Here is a 17936-nt window from a genome sequence, read left to right on the forward strand (position 1 = left end):
GTTTTCGCTGTTATGTGGGACATCTTGATCCCCCTAAATCCCCCTTAAAAAGGGGGACTTTCCTATTCCCCCCTTTTTAAGGGGGGCAAGGGGGGATCTTTTCCTACTGTCCACCAATACAGCGCAAAGCGCTGTATTGATCCAGAACGTCTAGAATAGCTTGGGGAGAAATCAGAGTATTCGCGCATAAAATCCCCGAAGCCGCCACAGCCGGAACGCCAATACCGGGTAAGGTGGTATCCCCGACTCGATATAATCCCGGAATCGGGGTAGAGCAACTGGGCCAGGTTCCTTGTCCGGGGGAGATCGCCGGCCCATAGGTTCCCTGGTGGCGGCGCAGATAACGGGAATGGGTCAAGGGAGTGCCCACCAGCTCCAGAACTATGCGCTCTCGGATATCGGGAATCACGCGCTCTAAAGCCCGATAAAGGGGTTGAGATTTGACCGATTTGCGCTCTGCATAGTGGCGATCGCGACTCCATCCGGCAAAAGGTTCTAAAGTATAGGCATGAATGCAATGATGACCCTCTGGAGCCAGACTTTTATCCCAAACCGAGGGAATAGAAATCATACAAGTATTACCAGGGGTGGTAATGTCCCTATACTCACCATGAACCACGACATGATGGCCCGTTAATCCCTCTAAGCCCTCGGCGCGAATGCCTAAGTGTAGGTGCATAAAGCTCTCTACTGCTGGAGTAGAGAGCTGTTTTTGGCGATAGCTAGAGGGTAGGTCTTCCGGGGATAATAGCTCAGTGTAAGTATCCCAAAGGGTAGCATTAGAAATGACAAGGGGAGCCGTGAGGGTTTCCTGACCTCGTAACCGCACCCCTGCCACTCGTCCTTGCTCGATCAAAATTTTTTCTACATGGGCCCCCAGTCTCAGTTGCCCGCCAAACCGGGTTAAACCCCTAACTAAGGCGTTGATGATGGCTTCACTACCGCCTAGGGGATAGTCTACAACAGAGCGATCGCGCTCCCCTAACATAAAAGCTACTTCTGGAGCCACCGTTCCTTCAGCCTTAAGACCAGAGAGTAAAAAGCATTCGAGATCGATCAGTCGTTTTACCCAAGGGTCTTGAACCGTAGACCTTAAAATCTGGCCCGCCGAACCATTGATGATACCCAGATGGGGGAGCAGTTGCCAGAGAGCGGGTAAATACCGAGTGGCTAAAATCGGCAGTAGTTGCCAGTCCGAGCGCAGAGCAATCGTAGGAATCTGACTCAGAGCCTTGTAGAGATCCAGAAGCGGTTTCTGAAAGGCTTGCAGCTCCTTAGCGCCTTGGGGAGTAATTTGGGCTAAGGCTTCTTGGTAGCGATCGCTCTGGCCATAGATAGGCAAGGTGCGATCGGGAAAATGATAATGGCCCAAGGGGTCATAGGCGATCGCCTCCACCCGTTCCCCCAAAATCCTCAGCACTTGGCACAGAGGATTCAGAGACTCAGAATCGCCCAAACCACAATAAAACGACGGCCCCGTATCAAACCGAAACCCTTGCCTGACAAAACCATGGGCCGCTCCTCCAGCTACCCCATGACTTTCGCAAACGATCGTCCGCTTCCCATGGTAAGCCAGTAGCGCCCCTGCCACCAATCCCCCAATACCGCTACCAATCACGACCACATCCGCGTCTGACATCCTTCAATCCTTGTTTCTACTTGCACACTTCACATCTACACTATGCAAACCCTAAGAAATTTCACTCAAAAAGTTGCCCTAGATACATAAGTAAACTATAATATGACAGATAAGTTTTAAGAGTTCTTTAAACTCAATTGGTCATTCAGTAAACCAATTGAAAGAAGCTCTTCAGAAAATTGCGATCGCAGTCCCAGCTATCCGGTGACCGATCCACTCAGAACGGCTCAAGCAACATCTGAGTCATTCAAGCTCCACCCCTATTTTAGACTTTCAAGAGGTAACAGCGATGAACTTCCGTTATCGCGGCATACAATATGAACGTACTCTCTCTTCTGTAAAGACTCCTGAAGAAACCCATCTCCCTGAATCGGTGATTCCTCAGTCTTCATTCTCCTCCCCCTTAGACTTAACTACCCTACAACTCTACAAAACCGTCATTGTCGTGATTGTGGCTTTGATGGCAGGGGTCGTTTCCTTGGTTACTTGAACCGGCGAGTGGTTGCTCCCATTCCCATTAGACCTCCTACGAATGTCAAAAAAGTAGTCATTATTTCAGAGATCTAATGGATGAGCGATCCAAGATAGACGTAGACCTACACTTTAAAGTCCATGTAAGGCCCCTTTTCGGCCCAATTCAGACATTTTCATAAAAATATCTTGTGAACTTTGAGGTTCAACATTTTCAGGGGGCTGACGTTGGATATAACTTCCATCCGGCTGAAGTTCCCAAGCATGGCGGTTATCGGCTAACATCACGCCAAGAATTTCTTGTAAATCCTTTTGAATATCTGGATCGTCAATGGGGGTAACGGCCTCCACCCGGCGATCCAGATTACGACGCATCCAATCCGCACTGCCAATATAGGACTCTTCAGCGCCTTGGTTGTGGAAGTAGAAAATCCGAGCATGTTCTAAGAAGCGACCGACAATACTAATGACTCGGATGCGATCGCTCACTCCTGGCATTCCCGGCCGTAAACAGCAAATTCCCCGTACAATCAGGTCAATTTGCACTCCCGCCTGAGAAGCTCGATAGAGAGCCGCAATAATTTTGGGATCGACCAAAGAATTCATTTTAGCCACAATCCGAGCATGGTGGCCATTACGAGCATGTTCAATTTCCCGTTCGATCAACTTCATCATCCCCAATCGCAAACTCACCGGAGCAACCAGCAACTTACGATAAGACCGTTGTCGAGAATATCCCGTCAAAAAATTAAACAAATCCGTCAAATCAGCACCTAACTCATCCTGACAGGACAAAATCCCCAAATCTGTATATAACTTAGCCGTTTTCGGATTATAATTTCCCGTGCCAATATGTACATAACGGCGCATCTGATCCGCATCTCGGCGCACCACCATCACCACCTTCGTATGAGTTTTTAATCCAACCAACCCATATACCACATGCACCCCAGCGCTCTCTAGAGTTCTGGCCCATTGAATATTATTCTCCTCATCAAATCGAGCCTTCAATTCCACTAAGGCCACCACTTGCTTACCATTTTCTGCGGCTGCAATCAAAGCCTTGACAATCGGAGAATCTCCAGACGTTCGATATAATGTCATCTTGATCGCCACCACTTTCGGATCGTGGGCCGCTTCAGTAATAAAGCGTTGTACCGTAGAGCTAAAGGAATCATAGGGATGATGGAAAAACAGATCCCGCTCGCGAATCATCTCAAAAATGCTTGGCCCTTCCTCTTGTTCTAGAGAAAACGGATCGGTTTGCAGTTCTCGCAAGGCATGAAGATGATGGGGGACTCTAGGCGACCATTCTGGATCTTTTAGATGAGGCAAAGGTAGAGCCATTAAACTCATTAAATCACCCAGTCCGACTAATCCCTCTACTTCATAAATATCCTCTTCTTTTAAGAACATTTCCCGCATTAACATTTCACGGACTTTTGGCGGCGTATTCACCATAATTTCCATCCGCACCACTAAGCCACCAATGCGGCGTTTACGCAATTCTTGCTCAATGGCTAAAAGTAAATCATCGGCTTCATCTTCTTGCACGGAGAGATCGGCATTACGAGTAATCCGAAAAGGATAATATTCTTGGATATTCATACCTGGAAATAGGGGTTCCAGATTATGGGCGATAATTTGTTCTAAGGGAACGCCCATCCAACGAACTTTACCTTTATCGTTACTGGGATTATATAAATCAGGAGGCAATTCTAAAAAACGAGAGAGGGTTCTAGGAACTTTGACTCTGGCAAAATGATCTTCATTGGTTTCTGGATCGTTAACTAAAACGGCTAAATTCAGGCTGCGGTTGGAAATATAGGGGAAAGGATGACTCGGATCGACGGCTAAAGGGGTTAAAATGGGGAAAACTTGCTTTTCAAAATAGTTTTGATAATAGAGTCTTTGCTCTGGATTAAGGTCAATATAATCAACTAAGTAAATGCCTTCTTCAATGAGCTTGGGTCTAAGATCTTGATGAAAATGATGATGTTGTTTTTCGATGATGGGATGTAGCTCTTTGCTGATTTCGATCAGTTGTTGTTCTGGGGTGCGGCCATCGGGGGTTAATTGATGCACTTCGGCTTCGACTTGTTTTTTTAATCCGGCCACTCTGACCATGAAGAATTCATCGAGGTTGCTGCTAAAAATGGCGAGAAATTTTAATTTCTCTAATAAGGGAGTACGAGGATCAAAGGCTTCATGTAAAACTCGTTTATTGAATTCTAGCCAACTGAGTTCTCGATTCAAGTAGTATTGGGGATCGTTGATATTGATGGTGGTGTTGGATTTTTTGGGTTTAGCCATTAGGGATAGGAAGTAAGTGGCAGAGTAACTCAAATCCCCTATCCCACCTGATGAAAAGGGGTTGAGGGGGTGAGTTGGGGAATTTATTTGTATTTTACCCTATTGAGAGAAATCGTAAAGTGGGATTAAATGATGATTAAGTGGGAATTGGGGATGGGTTAAATCTCAACAGTAAGGGAGCAGAGGGATGTGGATGGTCTAGGACTCATTCTTCATTTTTTGCTCGTCTATTGCGATCGCCGAAATCGCAAAAACATGGCCTTTCCAAGGGGGAATATCTAAATAGAGTCCTTGAGTGGATAATTCTTCTCCTTGTCGTTCATAATAGGCAGAACTGATTAAATCTTGGAGTGTATAGAGAACGGGTTGCCAATCCCAAGGGAGATGAACATAGCATTGTCCGGGATGGGGGGCATAATTAACCACGACTAGCAGCCGTTCTTGCTCTTCTTTGTGCCAGCCAAAGGCAATAAAATTAGCCCATGTGCCGTTATATTCCCAGGCGGGGCGGCAGTCTAAGAGCTGCCAATTGCCTTGACGCAGAACGGGATGACCCAAGGTTTGCAGCAGTTGCTCATAGAAGTTTTCTAAGGCGCGGTTGGGGGTTTGTTTAGCGCTGCGACATAGATGAATGGAGACTTTTTGCGTCCATCCTTGGAGTTGCCCATGGTGGAAAAATCTTAATCCTGGACAGAGATAGGTGAGCAGAGCGGCGGCTTGATGGCTGCCAAAGGGAAATGTGCCAGCAGCGCGGGGTTCGTCATGATTTTCGAGGAAGCGGACAGAGCGCTGTTGATAGTCTAAGGAGGCGCTAAAGTGTTCGCGGACGGCAGAAGCTTGTTGGCTATGGAGGCGATCGTAGAGACGTTTGTCGTAGGTATAGTCAAAGCCTTGCTGTTGGAGTGTCCATTCTAATCCCCAATAGACTTCTGCTATGAAGGTAAAGTGGGGATGTTGTTGTTTGACTTTTTGAATGGCTGCGGGCCAAAAGGAGTGAGCGATAATGCCCCAGGTGCGACGAAAAATTTCGGGTAAGATGAGCATGGCCATGTCACAGCGCACTCCATCACAGACTTGGGCGATGTTGAGGAGTTCGGCGATCATGGCGCTTAATACGGCCGGGTTGCCATAGTTGAGTTGTAGGGTATCGGGCCAGCCGGAAAAATAGGGGTCTCGTCCATGGGCAAAGATGCCTTGGTGGGGAATTTGGGTGTAGTTTTGGGGTTCTCGTTCTTGGTCTTCTGGGGTTCCTTGGATGTAGAATTCGGGATGTTCTCGTACCCAGGGATGATCGGGGGCGGTATGGTTAGGGACAAAATCAAGGAGGAGCTTGAGTCCGCGTTGGTGGAGGCGATCGCGAAATTGTTGGAGTGCGGAGCGATCGCCAAAACTGGGATTGAGCTGATAGGCTTTGATGGCAAAACAAGAGCCACAAATATCGCTCTCTGTGAGATCGGGTAAAAGTTCTTTATATTCTTGAACCCATTCGGGGTTGGTGCGGGAGACTTGCCGACCTAGGGTTCCGGTTTCCCAGATTCCTAGGGCATAAATCCAATCAAAGCCTAGTGCAACCCATCGATCGAGTTCGCTGTCGGGTATGTCGTTTAGGGTGGTGGGACGGTTTAATTCTTGGGCAAGCTCTTGGAGTCTTAGGCGGATGTTGAGTTGATAAAGGGTTGGATTCACAGTAAAAGATATTAAAAGTGTGTTAACGGAAAACTGAGTCAACCAAAGCAAGATTTAACTTTATGGGTTTATTGTATCCTGGTGTACTGCACTAATTCGCGCGATCGGTGTGAGCTGGAGGTGAATCCTGATCGATAGGGGGGATAGAGGGACTTGATATCATTATGACCTGAAGGGGCGATCGCTTAGGCTTGCACTTCCCTTGCCCAATGGGTAGGATTTATACGGTTCTCCATAGTTGAATGGAATCCAGAAAGCTGCCCCGATAAATAACTCTATTTCAGTTTCCCCGTCTATGCTTAAAGCTCGTCATCAGCCAAAAAAATGGTTTTGGAAATTAGCGCTCTTGTTAGGGATGCTCTCGTTGAGCTACAAAGTGATTAAGAATTATTTCCAAGAACCGGACGCGATTTTAGTCTTGGGGGGTTCGGTGGTGCGGGAACAGTTTGCGGCTGATTTTGCCCGCAAACATAGTCATTTGGATGTTTGGATTTCTGGGGGAAGTAATCCGGAATACGCTCAATGGCTGTTTATGGAAGCGGGGATTAGTTTGGAGCGGCTCCATTTAGATTATGAAGCGGTAGATACGGTGACGAATTTTACGACTTTGGTGGATGAGTTTAAGGCGAGGGGAATTGATAGTGTTTATTTGATTACTTCAGACGATCATATGCGCCGCGCTCAGGTGATTGGTCAAATTGTGTTTGGGAGTCGGGGAATTGAGTATAAACCGTTATCTGTGCCTTCTGGACGGGAACCGGAACCGATGGAGAAGGTGGTGCGGGATGGGGCAAGATCGGTTTTATGGGCGATCACGGGGAAAACGGGATCGAGTTGGAAAGAGTGGATCAATAAAAATTAAACATTAATGTTTGCGATCGCCACCCATTGACGATCGCCCCACTTCTCCCTAAGATGAAAGTCTAGTCAAAAATGTAAAGATTCGTTAAGATAATCTCACAAAACTATCGGCTATTCCCACAACTGACCATTGCACGAGGGGTTAAGGATGAAAAAAACACATAAAAAAACATATTGGCAAACCGGTTTAGCTGGAATTCTAGCACTGTTGATTTGGGCGATCGCTCCAGCCGCCCACGCCTACAACAACCCAGAACTCCTACCCGACACACCCACACCGATCATTGACCTAGGCCGCAACCTTACGGACACCCAAGAAGCCAACCTTGCCGACGATCTGGCCCAATTTGAACAACAGACCGGCTGGAAACTCAGAGTCTTAACCCAATTCGACCAAACCCCCGGCCGTGCCGTCAAAGACTTCTGGGGACTCAACGATAAAAGCGTCCTCCTCATCGCCGACGCTAGAGGCGGCAACATCCTCAACTTCAGCGTCGGTGATGATGTCTATAGCCTCCTGCCTCGCACCTTCTGGATCGAACTGCAAACCCGCTACGGTAACCAATTCTTCGTCCGCGAAAACGGCTCCGACCAATCCATCATTCAATCTCTTGAATCCATTAAAACCTGCCTCATTCAAGGGGGATGCAACGTCGTTCCTGGGCTGCCCAAAGAACAATGGATTCTTACCCTAATTACCTCCCTCGTCGGTGGCGTGATCTTCGGCTTTGCTGCCATTCCTCGTGAAAGAGGTCAAATCTTCGCCTGGCAATGGGCCCTGATCTTTTCTCCCCTCTGGGGCATCCTCTTTATCGCCTTCGGTATTGGGCCAGTTGTCTCTCGCACCAGTGAATGGTTACCCCTGGTTCGCAACATCATCGGATTTGCCCTCGGAGCCTTAGTTGCCTATCTCTCTCCCACATTCAACCAATCGGAAATTTCAGAAACCTAAACCAGAGTTGCCCAAACTGGTAAGCTAATACCGTGAGCATTCAGGGGTGAGACTCCTCTGAATGCTAATTAGCCCACTTAAATCTTGCCTTGCGACTCAAATATGGAATGGCACATCACAGACGCTCTCAGTTTGGGAATCATTGACCGTGAAGTTGGTTATCACGGGTTCTCACCAGCAGAATATGAAATTGTCCGTCGGGTGATTTACTCCACTGCCGATTTTGAGTACAAGTCCCTGATTCGCTTTTCTGACCAATCTCTTCAGTCTGGGGCAGCCGCTTTAGCCGCTCGCACAACGATTGTGGTGGATGTGCCGATGGTACAAGTGGGTATTGCTAAGTTAATTCAGGAAACCTTTGCAAATCCGGTCTATTGCAGTATGGAGACCCTCACCCGTCCCCAGAAGGAAAAAACCCAAGTGGCTTGGGGGGTAGAGACTTTAGCTCGGCGATACCCAGAAGGGATATTTGTGATTGGTGAATCCCAAACGGCTTTGGCGGCTTTGGTAGAGTTGGTGGAAACGGAGGTGATTAAACCGGCTTTGATTGTGGGCGCACCGGCGGGTTTTGTGGAAGCGGATGTGACGAAGGGCCGTTTGAATGATTCCCAAGTCCCCCATATTCGGATTGAGGGACGCAAGGGCAGCGCGGTGGTGGCTTCAGCGATTATGAATGGGTTGGTGGATTTGGCTTGGCAAGCTTATGGACAGGAGGTTTAGGAAAAATGTACCTGATGTTAGGCTATCCCTCTTCTGTCACTTTTCAAAAAAGGGGGTTCAAACCCTGATTCTAAAGTAGCAACCATTTAAGGATTTGATAATAGTCAGCTTTTGTTTAAACTGGGGTGCTAGGATTCGAACCTAGGAATGGCGGGACCAAAACCCGCTGCCTTACCGCTTGGCTACACCCCATTGGCTTTACCTTTGATATGATAACCTTAACAGCTAGGGATTTGTCAAGAGTTTAGTCTAAAATTCCCTCAACTCCCCCTAACTTCCCCTCTGGGAATTCCTAATCTGTACGTGATGAGGCAACTGTGTTGTTTACCACTCCGCCATCTGCACCTAAAGTTCTCACGGTTGATGACAGTGAGATCGTCCAAAAATCGATTCAAAAGGCACTCAAGGATCGGGGCGTAGAGGTTTTAGTCGCTGATAATGCGGTCGATGCCTTAAATTTGATTTACAATGAATCCATTGCTGTCGTTTTGCTCGATGTCTCGATGCCAGGGGTTGATGGTCTTGAACTGTGCCGCACCATTCGCAGTATCCCTGAATTTCAATCCCTTCCCATTGTCATGGTTACGGCCCGGGATAGCCCCTTTGATAAAGTACAAGGGCAACTTGCTGGAGCGACTCAGTATCTGACTAAACCTTTTGATGCCGAAACCCTACAAACGATTGTTCAGGGTTTTATTGACCGATTGAAATCAAGGTAAAGGATGGAGTCCTTTACCTTGATAAGTCAACCCTACTAGCGCAACTGGACTAATTCTTAGCCGCTTGTGCTGCGAGCATTTCTTTAAGTTTTGCCAAATCGTCCGCCCAACGGGGATCGGGTTGAATAGAACCTGTATCTGGAGCTGGACTAGAAGTATTTTTCTTGGACTTATTTTTCTTGCGGTTTCCGCCACCACTAGAGCTTGCGGTAGAACCACTCGAAACTGAACCCCCTTCTGCACTTCCCCCTTCTTTGGTCTTATTCCGAGGCTGGGCTTTCTCAATTTTGAGGGCGCTCTCTTTGAGCAAATAGCCGTTAAATTGCTCAATAATTTGATCGGCTTGCTCTTCATTTTTGACGGTTACAAACCCAAAGCCGCGACATTTTCCTGTCTTACGGTCTGTAATCACTTTGGTGGAAACTTTAGGTTCAGTTTCGGCAAAAACGGCTTCTAGCTCTTGCTTTTCCGTTTCTTTCGGTAAGTTACCAACGTATAACCGAACAGACATTGATAAGACCTCCCTATTTAGTCTGAGTTAACTCATGGATATGGCATGACCTAGAGTACAGAAGGCTATTGTGGCTTTCTGCACACTGAGGACGATCGGCAAACACAGTAAAATATTCACCTCGTTGGTAAACCTTTACTATTAGGATTGGGTTAGGCATTACGTTGCTCATTGAGTCTCATGGCAAGCTTTATTGATTCCGAAGACTCGGAAAAGGAAGAGCCGGGTTTTCCCTTTGGAGTCACTGTAAATTTTCCGGGTATTCCTATCGCTACCGAGCATATATTTATTTTCTTTAGGTGGCTCTACCATGTTTACTTCATGCCATATTTAACCTATCACGTTTTGGCAGATGGAGCTACCCAAAACTCAATTATTTTACCCTGAAGTTTAGAATTTTGTCATCCCCTCAATCGGAAAAATCTTACTTCTCTGGCTAACAGATAGTAAAAACCAGCCGGTGATGCGGCTGGTCAACTTGCTGTGTTGGGAGGAAGAACACATGATTCCAAAGCAGCCCACCCTGCACTTACGTTGTCGATCGCACGATTGATTGACTGTTCTGGCTTGAGCCTTCTTGTTAAGAAATGTAACACAGAAATTCAAATCTCGCAAAATTTCTTTACATTATCTCTAGGTCTGCCAGACTAGATAAGCGCCCCAAAGTCCAGAGGCGATCGCCAGTATCGACACCAGTAAAGGATAATAGCTATTGGCTCGCCGTTGTGATCTGCTCTCCACATAGGCTAAATCTACCCCCAAATGAGCGCCACGACGCAACCAACCCCCCACCTTGACCGACTGGCCGATCAAATCCTTGGGGTAAACGGCGTTAATTCCCCAATCCCCGAAAACACTGGCACAGGGGCAATGGTGCAAACGAATCAACCCCGCAGAAGTGTCCAGGAGCAACACCTGTCCTAAGCCATTGTGAACCCCGCGCCGTCCCCAGAGTTTGCCGTCTAAGCGCATAATCTGGTGTTTCTGAGGGGTTAAGGTGGCATCAGTTTGTAGCGCGATTAAGGTATCCGAGCGATCGATGCGTGGATGGTTCATGGGGCGCACTTCTGCATAATAGCTATTGATCTGAAACATCACGATCAGGCTAAAACTAATGCAATAACAGGCTGCGATCAAATCGCCATCTTGATCTTGGGAGAGCCAAACCAGTTGACCCTTATAGGAAACATAGGCGATCGCCCCCACCAGCATCAACACCATACGAAACCCAATCCCCACAATGAGCGCTTGACAGAGGGCGCGAGGGAGTAGGGGGAGACCTCGATCTAGGGCAATCCAACTGTTAACACTGAAATTAAGGCCCGTTTTCAGCCATTCTCGAAAAGTTGAGGGTAGGGAGAAGCGACGGGGAGGGATAAACGGCAGATCGAGTTCCGTGTCTAGGCGAAAAAATCGGGCTAGATCCGTTAACCGTTGCAGGCGATCGCCCAACCGTCCATGACTGCTCAATAGCGTGACTCCGTAGCGATAGGGATGATGTAAATCCCACTGAAGAATCGTTTCAAAGGGTTGATTGGGCCCTAAATTACCCATAGCGATCGCCTGTTCCACCCCCAAGGGAAGTAATAGATCGAAGCGTTCGATACATTCGGGTATACTCGATGCCTCCAAAATTCCCCTATGCCAACTTTGTCCTAGTTTCAACAGTCCACGGGTGAGGGCATTGGGGTTACCGGTGAAACTGACGGCTGTGGCATCACTATAAAGCAGTCGCCATCGCGAGAGCAAGACGAGGGGGAGACGAAACAGATGATAGTAGGTATAACTGAGATTAGCCAAGAGCGTTGATAAACCTCTAAGGGTCATTTCCAGTAGAGGAATCTCCAGGCGATCGGCCAAACGCTCCCCCCATTTAGAGACCGACCAATATAAGGTATAGGGAAGTTGCAGGAAACAGACACAAGACGAGAGTAGGAGAAAATCCCAATTCAGGATATGAGAGAGTTGGGTAGCGTAGAGCGTTGCTAGTTCATCATCCTCTAGGCGATCGAGCATTCCCTGAGAGATGACCACATGACCTGTTGGAGACAAACCCAATCCATATTTTCCATAAGTCAAGATCAGGGGTAATGAAGTCGGTAAAATCCCCAGTTTAGGTAAAGGAAGTTTACGCTGAGAACAAATGCGCTCAATCACCGTAGCTGATTCTGGACGGATACTTTTCAGATGCTCCAGGTTCAGGGGTTCGAGTTCATACTCTTTTTTGAGGAGGAAGGAGAGCAGAGCTGGAGAGGCAATAAAAATGGATAAGGAGAAGATGAATAGAAATAATGTTGGGTCTCGATACAGAATTTGCCAAGGGTTAAGGAAAGGAAGCCTCAAGAGCAGGGACTGAAGTAAGGAAAAGCTAATTTTAAAGATACTCACCATCCAGCTAAAAAAGGCGATCGCCGTTATCGCTTCCAAACCCCATAACCAACGGATATCCGATCCCACTTGAGCCGTTTTCGGCAAGCTTCCCCATCGTTTAGCCCGTCCTGCTTCTTTCCAGGTTCTAATTTCTGGAGAAACTGGAGCAAGGGATCTTGCCTGATGATTTCTTGTCACTTTCGTTTCAGCAATGGGAAGAGAGGAAGTCCCAAAAACCTCCGTCGGATCGTCAGGAGCAATAGTTACTGATGACTTGAGATCGGGAAACTGACGTTTAAGTTTAGGTAAAGTTTTTAATGCCCAACTTTGGAAGCTTCCATCGGAACTGTAGGTGAGTAAGTAGCAGAGATTTAGCGCCTGTTGACCCTGGCCCAGTTTACGATAGGCAATGATTAATCCCTGTTGCGCCAGTCTTTTACGCCGTCCTTCCGATTCTTGAGTATAAACGCCATTTAAGTGGGCGATCGCTCGCTCATACTCTTGACGCTTGAGTGCGGTTAACCCTGCGGTTAAGGAAGGGCGCTTTGGGGGTGATGATGACATAGACTTATCGCAATTAACTGATGATCGATTGCCAGCGCAGTGCGCTTGATCGTCCCCTATTTCTTGTCCTCACCGTCGAAGGGATGCACCCTAGGGGTTATAGACTTTCATCATAGCCTGAGTTCCGAACTCTCCTCCATTTTCTAAGGCTTCAACTTGCTTAAAGTATTGATTGGCTAACTCAGTTCCGGGGAATTCTCGATCTTCGAGCATTTCCAGGACTAAGCGCAAGTCTTTTAAGATATGCTTAATGGCAAAACCGGGAGCAAAGTCGGACTGATTAATTTTGGGGCCGAGATTGGAGAGCGCCCAAGATCCGGCTGCCCCTCCACTACAGACTTCAACGATTAAATTGGGATCGATCTTTTGTTTTTGGGCAAGTTTGATCGCTTCGCATAACCCGATGAGATTGGCCGAACAGAGGACTTGATTACAGAGTTTAACCGCTTGGCCGCTGCCTACGGGGCCACAGAGGTGAATGGATTTTCCCATGACTTCAAAGAAGGGTAGGCAGTCTTGAAAATCGGCTTCAGTCCCTCCCACCATGATGGTTAATGTACCGTTTTGGGCCCCCACATCTCCCCCAGAGACGGGAGCATCTAAAAAGCGCAGATCTTTAGCAGCTAGGGTTTGGCTGATCGCCTGAGCCGCTTTTGGGCCAATGGTACTCATATCTACCACCAGACTACCCGGTGGAGCAAATTCGGCTACACTCTCAGGGCCACATAACACTTGCTCTACATCGGGTACATCTCCTACACAGGAGAAAATTACATCGGCTGTGGCTACGGCTTCTTGAATCGAGGTAACGATTTTTACTCCTGACTCTAGGGCGGTTTTTACTCCTGGGCGATCGGGAGTACGATTCCATCCTTTGATGGTATATCCAGCACGAGCCAGGTTAGCGCTCATGGGCCCACCCATGACTCCGAGTCCTAAAAAAGCGAGTTGTTTATTCATGGTTTGAAGGTGTGTAGATCAAGCTAAGTTGCCATTGCACTGCCCTGACAGAGCTAATTTGATGTAATGAGTTAGGACTTACCCATGCTAGTCAGGAACAAGGGAGCAAGATGCTCCCATTCCTAAAGCACCCAATTAGCTGAAACAGTCCAATACGAGTAGAGTTAATGCGTAAGGCCTGATGAGTATTTTAAGGAGTGCGAGCATCTTGCTCGCTCCGGGTTTAAGGAGTGCGAGCATCTTGCTCGCTCCGGGTTTAAGGAGTGCGAGCATCTTGCTCGCTCCGGGTTTAAGGAGTGCGAGCATCTTGCTCGCGAAGGGTTTAGGAAGTGCGAGCATCTTGCTCGCGAAGGGTTTAGGAAGTGCGAGCATCTTGCTCGCGAAGGGTTTAGGGAGTGCGAGCATCTTGCTCGCGAAGGGTTTAGGAAATGCGAGCAAGATGCTCGCGAAGGGTTTAGGAAATGCGAGCATCTTGCTCGCGAAGGGTTTAGGAAATGCGAGCATCTTGCTCGCGAAGGGTTTGGGGAGTGCGAGCATCTTGCTCGCTCCGGGTTTAGGTGGGTTGAGCAATGAAGCTCCCCATCTCCCCATCTCCCCATCTCCCCATCTCCCCATCTCCCCATCTCCCTACTCACTACTCTCTGGACGATTTTCCCATAAAGACCGAGGTTTTTGGGATGCAGATTGGGGACTTTGGTAAGTAAGTTTGAGTTGTTGTAAGGCTAAAGAGGCTGCTTTTTTGACATCAGGCACAGCATCGTTTAAGCCCCGTTGTAAATAAGACAAAACTCGATCCGATTGAATGCTTCCTAGGGCAGTCATTGCCGCTTCACGCACTAGGGGACTAGCATCTTGACTGAGTTGACCTAGGGTAGAAATCATCCGTTCCGTTTCTGAGCGCAATGGACAGGAGGAAGCGATTTGTCCTAGGGCTAAAGCAACTTGTTGGCGAACTTGAGGGATTTCGTGGCGAACATAGCCAAGCAGTTGGGGGAGTGCAGAAAGTTTAGGCCAGGTTCCTAAAGAGGAGAGGATTTGGCTGGGGTCAAGGGTGGCAGGAACTGGGCTAGGCTCAGTCACGCTAGAGGATTCAGGTTCAGAGGCTTCAACCGTTTCTGGAGGTTCAGATGCTGGGGTCTCAGAGTCCTCAGTGTTGGCGTTTAGTTCAACTCTGGAGATGGGGGGGGTGAGGGGTCTGTGGAGGGAATTGGGGGGTCTTCTGGGGGTTCGGGTTGTTCTTCTAAGGATTGAACGGCTTGTTGAGCCTGGCTTTGATAGTGTTCTCGCTGGGCGAGGGTGACTTCACGAATCCGGGATTCTTGGGCAACTAGGGTTCTCATGTCTTCAAGGTTTTGTTGCGCTTCTTGGCTGGCTTGAGAGGGTTGTGTTGTTTCTGGGCGAGCGCCAGTGGCTCTGCCGTCTGTGGGTGTTGTTGGGGTGGATTGTTGGGCATCGGCGATCGCCTGTTCCCGGATGTCTTCAACGGTTTTATCTAACCGGAATTGGTGATTGCGCTCTAGGTCTTCAATTGCCTTGCGATGTCTCTGTTCTAAAGCTTCTTTTTGTTCGTCGAGCCTTTTGTCAAACAGCCAGTAGGACAGGGCTATCCCTGCGGCAATACCAACAATCAAGCCAATAAGGGCAAACATAATCGGGTTTCCTCCAAAACTGATGTTAATCCTACACCCAATGGGTCAGGCTGGTTCACTATCCTTACCTGTGAACTTTAGTGGATGTGAGCCGATCCCCAACTTTTTCCTGGGGAAGACTTAACAAAAATTTACAATAATCGGACAAATTTGGCTCTAACTCTGGCTCAATTCTGGTTTCGATCCCCAAAACATAAACTTTTCTAAAGGACAGAGGGGACTTTGTAACAAGATTTCCCCTTTTTGCTTAAGATATGACGTTAAGCCTTCTAGCGTAATTTCGATCATAAATATAGAGGAGAAGAACACATGGCTGATTCCAGAGATATTGAGATGATCGCAGCCTATGGGGGTAATCCCCAGGTGGGTCACCTCTCGACTCCGATTAGCGATTCTGCATTCACTCGCGCTTTTATTGGCAATCTTCCGGCTTACCGTAAAGGTCTTTCTGCCAGCCGCAGAGGACTGGAAGTGGGTATGGCTCATGGTTACTTCCTGTATGGCCCCTTTGCTGTACTCGGCCCCCTGCGCGAAACAGAATTAGCTAACCTGGCAGGCTTATTAGCCACCATTGGTATGATTTCGATTTTAACCATCGCTCTGTCTCTCCATGGTGCGGCTGATGTTAAATATCCCCCTGTAGAATCGGCAACTCCATCTGCTCCTTCTAATCTGTGGGATAAAGATGGCTGGGGTGACTTTGCCAGCAGCTTCTTCCTAGGCGCTTGTGGCGGTGCATTCTTTGCCTATTTCCTCTGTCTCACGCCTCACTTGGCTCCTCTACAAGAGGTGGTCAATAAGATCTGGTCTGTGGGATAAACTCTCAAGAACCAGTCTGTAATTGGTTCAGTTCAACGTTTCCTTTGTGGAAAAGACGATAAGGTTTTAATTGCATATTAGTCATAAGGAGTTTTTGACATGACAGGTGCTTACGCTGCTTCTTTCTTACCGTTCATTTTGGTTCCTTTAGTCGGTTTAGTAGGTTCTGCTGTGGCTATGGGTTTATTTTTTCTTCACGTTGAAAGTGATGCTTAAATCCCCTTAGTTCGATCTGAGCCATCATACCGTTCATAGAAATTGCCCTGCTCAATGAGCGGGGTTTTTTTGTGCTGTAGGGGCAAGGATCTCCCCATCCCCTTGTCGGAATCCGGAACTACAGATTAAAGTGTGGGATAACTTTGGTGTGGTCTGTGGGAGTGAATATGCTCAGTCAAGAATCGTCGTTACAACTGAAATCGAAGGGTTCCTCTTTACCAGAGAGGGAGCCGACTGTGCCTTTGCGGGAGAGAGCTTGGGTAGAAATCGATCGGGGGGCGATCGCCCATAATGTAGGAGAAATTAAACGACATTTGAGCCAGAAGTGCCAGTTAATGGCGGTGGTGAAAGCGGATGCTTATGGCCATGGGGCGATTTCTGTGGCGGAAACTGCCTTGGAAGCGGGGGCAAGTTGGTTGGGGGTGGCGACGATTCCAGAGGGGATACAATTACGAGAAGCGGGAATTGAAGCACCGATCCTAGTTTTAGGAGCGGTGAATACCCCAGAACAAATTCAGGCGATCGCCCATTGGCGTTTGCAACCTACGCTCTGTAGTGCCAAACAAGCCTTAATTGTCTCGGAAACCCTCAATCAACTACAAAAAAATCTCACGGTTCACCTGAAACTGGATACGGGAATGTCTCGTTTAGGTATTCCTTGGCAAGAAGGAGCAGAGTTTTTTCAACAGGTTTCCCATTTATCCCATCTTCAGATTGGCAGTGTCTATTCTCACTTGGCAACGGCGGATAGTCCCGATCCAGAGATCATGAATCAACAGCATCAGCGCTTTGAAGCGGCGATCGCCCAAATTAAAGCCATGGGGTTCAGGTTACCGAAACTGCATTTAGCCAATTCTGCCGCTACTTTATGCGATCGCACCTGCCATTATGACCTGGTGCGCGTGGGCCTCGCCACCTATGGACTCTATCCCGCTCCTCACCTGCAAGGCATAGTCCACCTGAAACCCGTCATGCAAGTCAAAGCGCGAGTCACTCAAATTAAAACCATTCCTGCGGGTACTGGGATTAGCTATGGCTATCAATATATCGCCCCCCGCGATATGACCATTGCCGTCGTAGGGATTGGCTATGCTGATGGCGTTCCCCGCAACCTCTCCAATAAACTCCAAGTGGGTATTCGAGGGCAGCGTATTCCCCAAGTTGGAGCCATTACCATGGATCAATTAATGCTCGATGTGAGCCATATTCCTGACCTGCAAGTGGGCGAAGTCGTTACCCTTTTAGGCAAAGATGGAGATCATCAGTTTACCGCCGATGATTGGGCAACTATCCTAGGGACAATTTCTTGGGAAATTTTATGTAGCTTTAAACATCGTTTGCCCAGAGTCATATCAAGTCCGGTTTCCGCAAGCGGACATGAAAATTTGTTAAGAAGCGGGCAAGATGCCCGCACTCCTCGAATTCTTTGATATGACTGGAGTGGGAGCATCTTGCTCCCTGGATTTTTAATTAGGGTATTTAAGCG

The 17936-nt window shown here is 47.9% G+C and carries 17 protein-coding genes and 1 tRNA gene; 8 read left to right on the forward strand and 10 right to left on the reverse strand.

Annotation, left to right across the window (positions count from 1 at the left end; genetic code table 11):
• Positions 1-103 precede the first annotated feature (103 nt).
• Positions 104-1639 (reverse strand): phytoene desaturase family protein, encoded by a 1536-nt coding sequence (locus PMG71_RS13240; RefSeq protein WP_283754171.1) that lies wholly within the window; start codon positions 1637-1639, stop codon positions 104-106.
• A 289-nt stretch (positions 1640-1928) separates the two neighbouring features.
• Between PMG71_RS13240 and PMG71_RS13245 the strand changes: the two genes are divergently transcribed.
• Positions 1929-2129: a hypothetical protein gene (locus tag PMG71_RS13245; protein WP_283754172.1), complete on the forward strand. Its 201-nt coding sequence runs from the start codon at positions 1929-1931 to the stop codon at positions 2127-2129.
• A 113-nt stretch (positions 2130-2242) separates the two neighbouring features.
• On the opposite strand, the gene ppk1 is transcribed toward PMG71_RS13245, so the two are convergent.
• Both ppk1 and PMG71_RS13255 read right to left on the reverse strand, forming a co-directional pair.
• A complete protein-coding gene (ppk1, locus tag PMG71_RS13250) occupies positions 2243-4423 on the reverse strand; it encodes a polyphosphate kinase 1 (protein WP_283754173.1) in 2181 nt (726 codons plus the stop codon).
• Positions 4424-4621: 198 nt separating this feature from the next.
• Complete coding sequence (locus PMG71_RS13255) at positions 4622-6109, reverse strand: alpha-amylase family glycosyl hydrolase (protein ID WP_283754174.1); 1488 nt, start codon at positions 6107-6109, stop codon at positions 4622-4624.
• A gap of 295 nt (positions 6110-6404) precedes the next feature.
• Here PMG71_RS13255 and PMG71_RS13260 point away from each other — a divergent pair, with 295 nt between their 5' ends.
• The 3 genes from PMG71_RS13260 (at position 6405) to PMG71_RS13270 (ending at position 8642) form a co-directional block, all read left to right on the forward strand.
• Positions 6405-6971, forward strand: a complete 567-nt coding sequence (locus tag PMG71_RS13260; protein ID WP_283754175.1) for a YdcF family protein — start codon at positions 6405-6407, stop codon at positions 6969-6971.
• Between the two features lie 147 nt (positions 6972-7118).
• Positions 7119-7922, forward strand: a complete 804-nt coding sequence (locus PMG71_RS13265; protein WP_283754176.1) for a TPM domain-containing protein — start codon at positions 7119-7121, stop codon at positions 7920-7922.
• A 102-nt stretch (positions 7923-8024) separates the two neighbouring features.
• Positions 8025-8642: a precorrin-8X methylmutase gene (locus PMG71_RS13270; RefSeq protein WP_347179281.1), complete on the forward strand. Its 618-nt coding sequence runs from the start codon at positions 8025-8027 to the stop codon at positions 8640-8642.
• A 120-nt stretch (positions 8643-8762) separates the two neighbouring features.
• Here the strand turns inward: PMG71_RS13270 and PMG71_RS13275 are convergent.
• Positions 8763-8834 (reverse strand) — tRNA-Gln (locus PMG71_RS13275).
• 128 nt (positions 8835-8962) lie between these two features.
• Between PMG71_RS13275 and PMG71_RS13280 the strand changes: the two genes are divergently transcribed.
• Positions 8963-9361, forward strand: coding sequence for a response regulator (locus tag PMG71_RS13280; protein ID WP_347179282.1), 399 nt, complete (start codon positions 8963-8965; stop codon positions 9359-9361).
• A 49-nt stretch (positions 9362-9410) separates the two neighbouring features.
• Here the strand turns inward: PMG71_RS13280 and PMG71_RS13285 are convergent, their stop codons facing one another.
• From PMG71_RS13285 to PMG71_RS13310, 6 genes are all read right to left on the reverse strand, one after another.
• Positions 9411-9872: an RNA recognition motif domain-containing protein gene (locus PMG71_RS13285; RefSeq protein ID WP_283754179.1), complete on the reverse strand. Its 462-nt coding sequence runs from the start codon at positions 9870-9872 to the stop codon at positions 9411-9413.
• A 633-nt stretch (positions 9873-10505) separates the two neighbouring features.
• Positions 10506-12806 carry a M48 family metalloprotease gene (locus PMG71_RS13290; RefSeq protein ID WP_283754180.1) on the reverse strand — a complete coding sequence of 767 codons (2301 nt, stop codon included), beginning with the start codon at positions 12804-12806 and terminating at the stop codon, positions 10506-10508.
• 90 nt (positions 12807-12896) lie between these two features.
• Positions 12897-13766 (reverse strand): NAD(P)-dependent oxidoreductase, encoded by an 870-nt coding sequence (locus PMG71_RS13295; protein WP_283754181.1) that lies wholly within the window; start codon positions 13764-13766, stop codon positions 12897-12899.
• 135 nt (positions 13767-13901) lie between these two features.
• Positions 13902-14303 carry a hypothetical protein gene (locus PMG71_RS13300; protein ID WP_283754182.1) on the reverse strand — a complete coding sequence of 134 codons (402 nt, stop codon included), beginning with the start codon at positions 14301-14303 and terminating at the stop codon, positions 13902-13904.
• A 90-nt stretch (positions 14304-14393) separates the two neighbouring features.
• Positions 14394-14846: a HEAT repeat domain-containing protein gene (locus PMG71_RS13305; RefSeq protein WP_283754183.1), complete on the reverse strand. Its 453-nt coding sequence runs from the start codon at positions 14844-14846 to the stop codon at positions 14394-14396.
• Positions 14847-14926: 80 nt separating this feature from the next.
• Positions 14927-15415: a hypothetical protein gene (locus PMG71_RS13310; protein ID WP_283754184.1), complete on the reverse strand. Its 489-nt coding sequence runs from the start codon at positions 15413-15415 to the stop codon at positions 14927-14929.
• Positions 15416-15724: 309 nt separating this feature from the next.
• Between PMG71_RS13310 and PMG71_RS13315 the strand changes: the two genes are divergently transcribed.
• From PMG71_RS13315 to alr, 3 genes are all read left to right on the forward strand, one after another.
• The gene (locus tag PMG71_RS13315) at positions 15725-16234 is read left to right on the forward strand and encodes a photosystem I reaction center subunit XI (RefSeq protein ID WP_283754185.1); all 510 of its coding nucleotides are present in this window, start codon (positions 15725-15727) and stop codon (positions 16232-16234) included.
• A gap of 99 nt (positions 16235-16333) precedes the next feature.
• Positions 16334-16450, forward strand: coding sequence for a photosystem I reaction center subunit VIII (locus tag PMG71_RS23915; protein WP_347179280.1), 117 nt, complete (start codon positions 16334-16336; stop codon positions 16448-16450).
• 167 nt (positions 16451-16617) lie between these two features.
• Positions 16618-17880 (forward strand): alanine racemase, encoded by a 1263-nt coding sequence (gene alr / locus PMG71_RS13320; RefSeq protein ID WP_283754186.1) that lies wholly within the window; start codon positions 16618-16620, stop codon positions 17878-17880.
• The last annotated feature ends 56 nt before the right edge of the window (positions 17881-17936 follow it).

Origin of the sequence: Roseofilum acuticapitatum BLCC-M154, assembly GCF_030068475.1 — a bacterium.
In the GTDB taxonomy this organism is placed as follows: domain Bacteria; phylum Cyanobacteriota; class Cyanobacteriia; order Cyanobacteriales; family Desertifilaceae; genus Roseofilum; species Roseofilum acuticapitatum.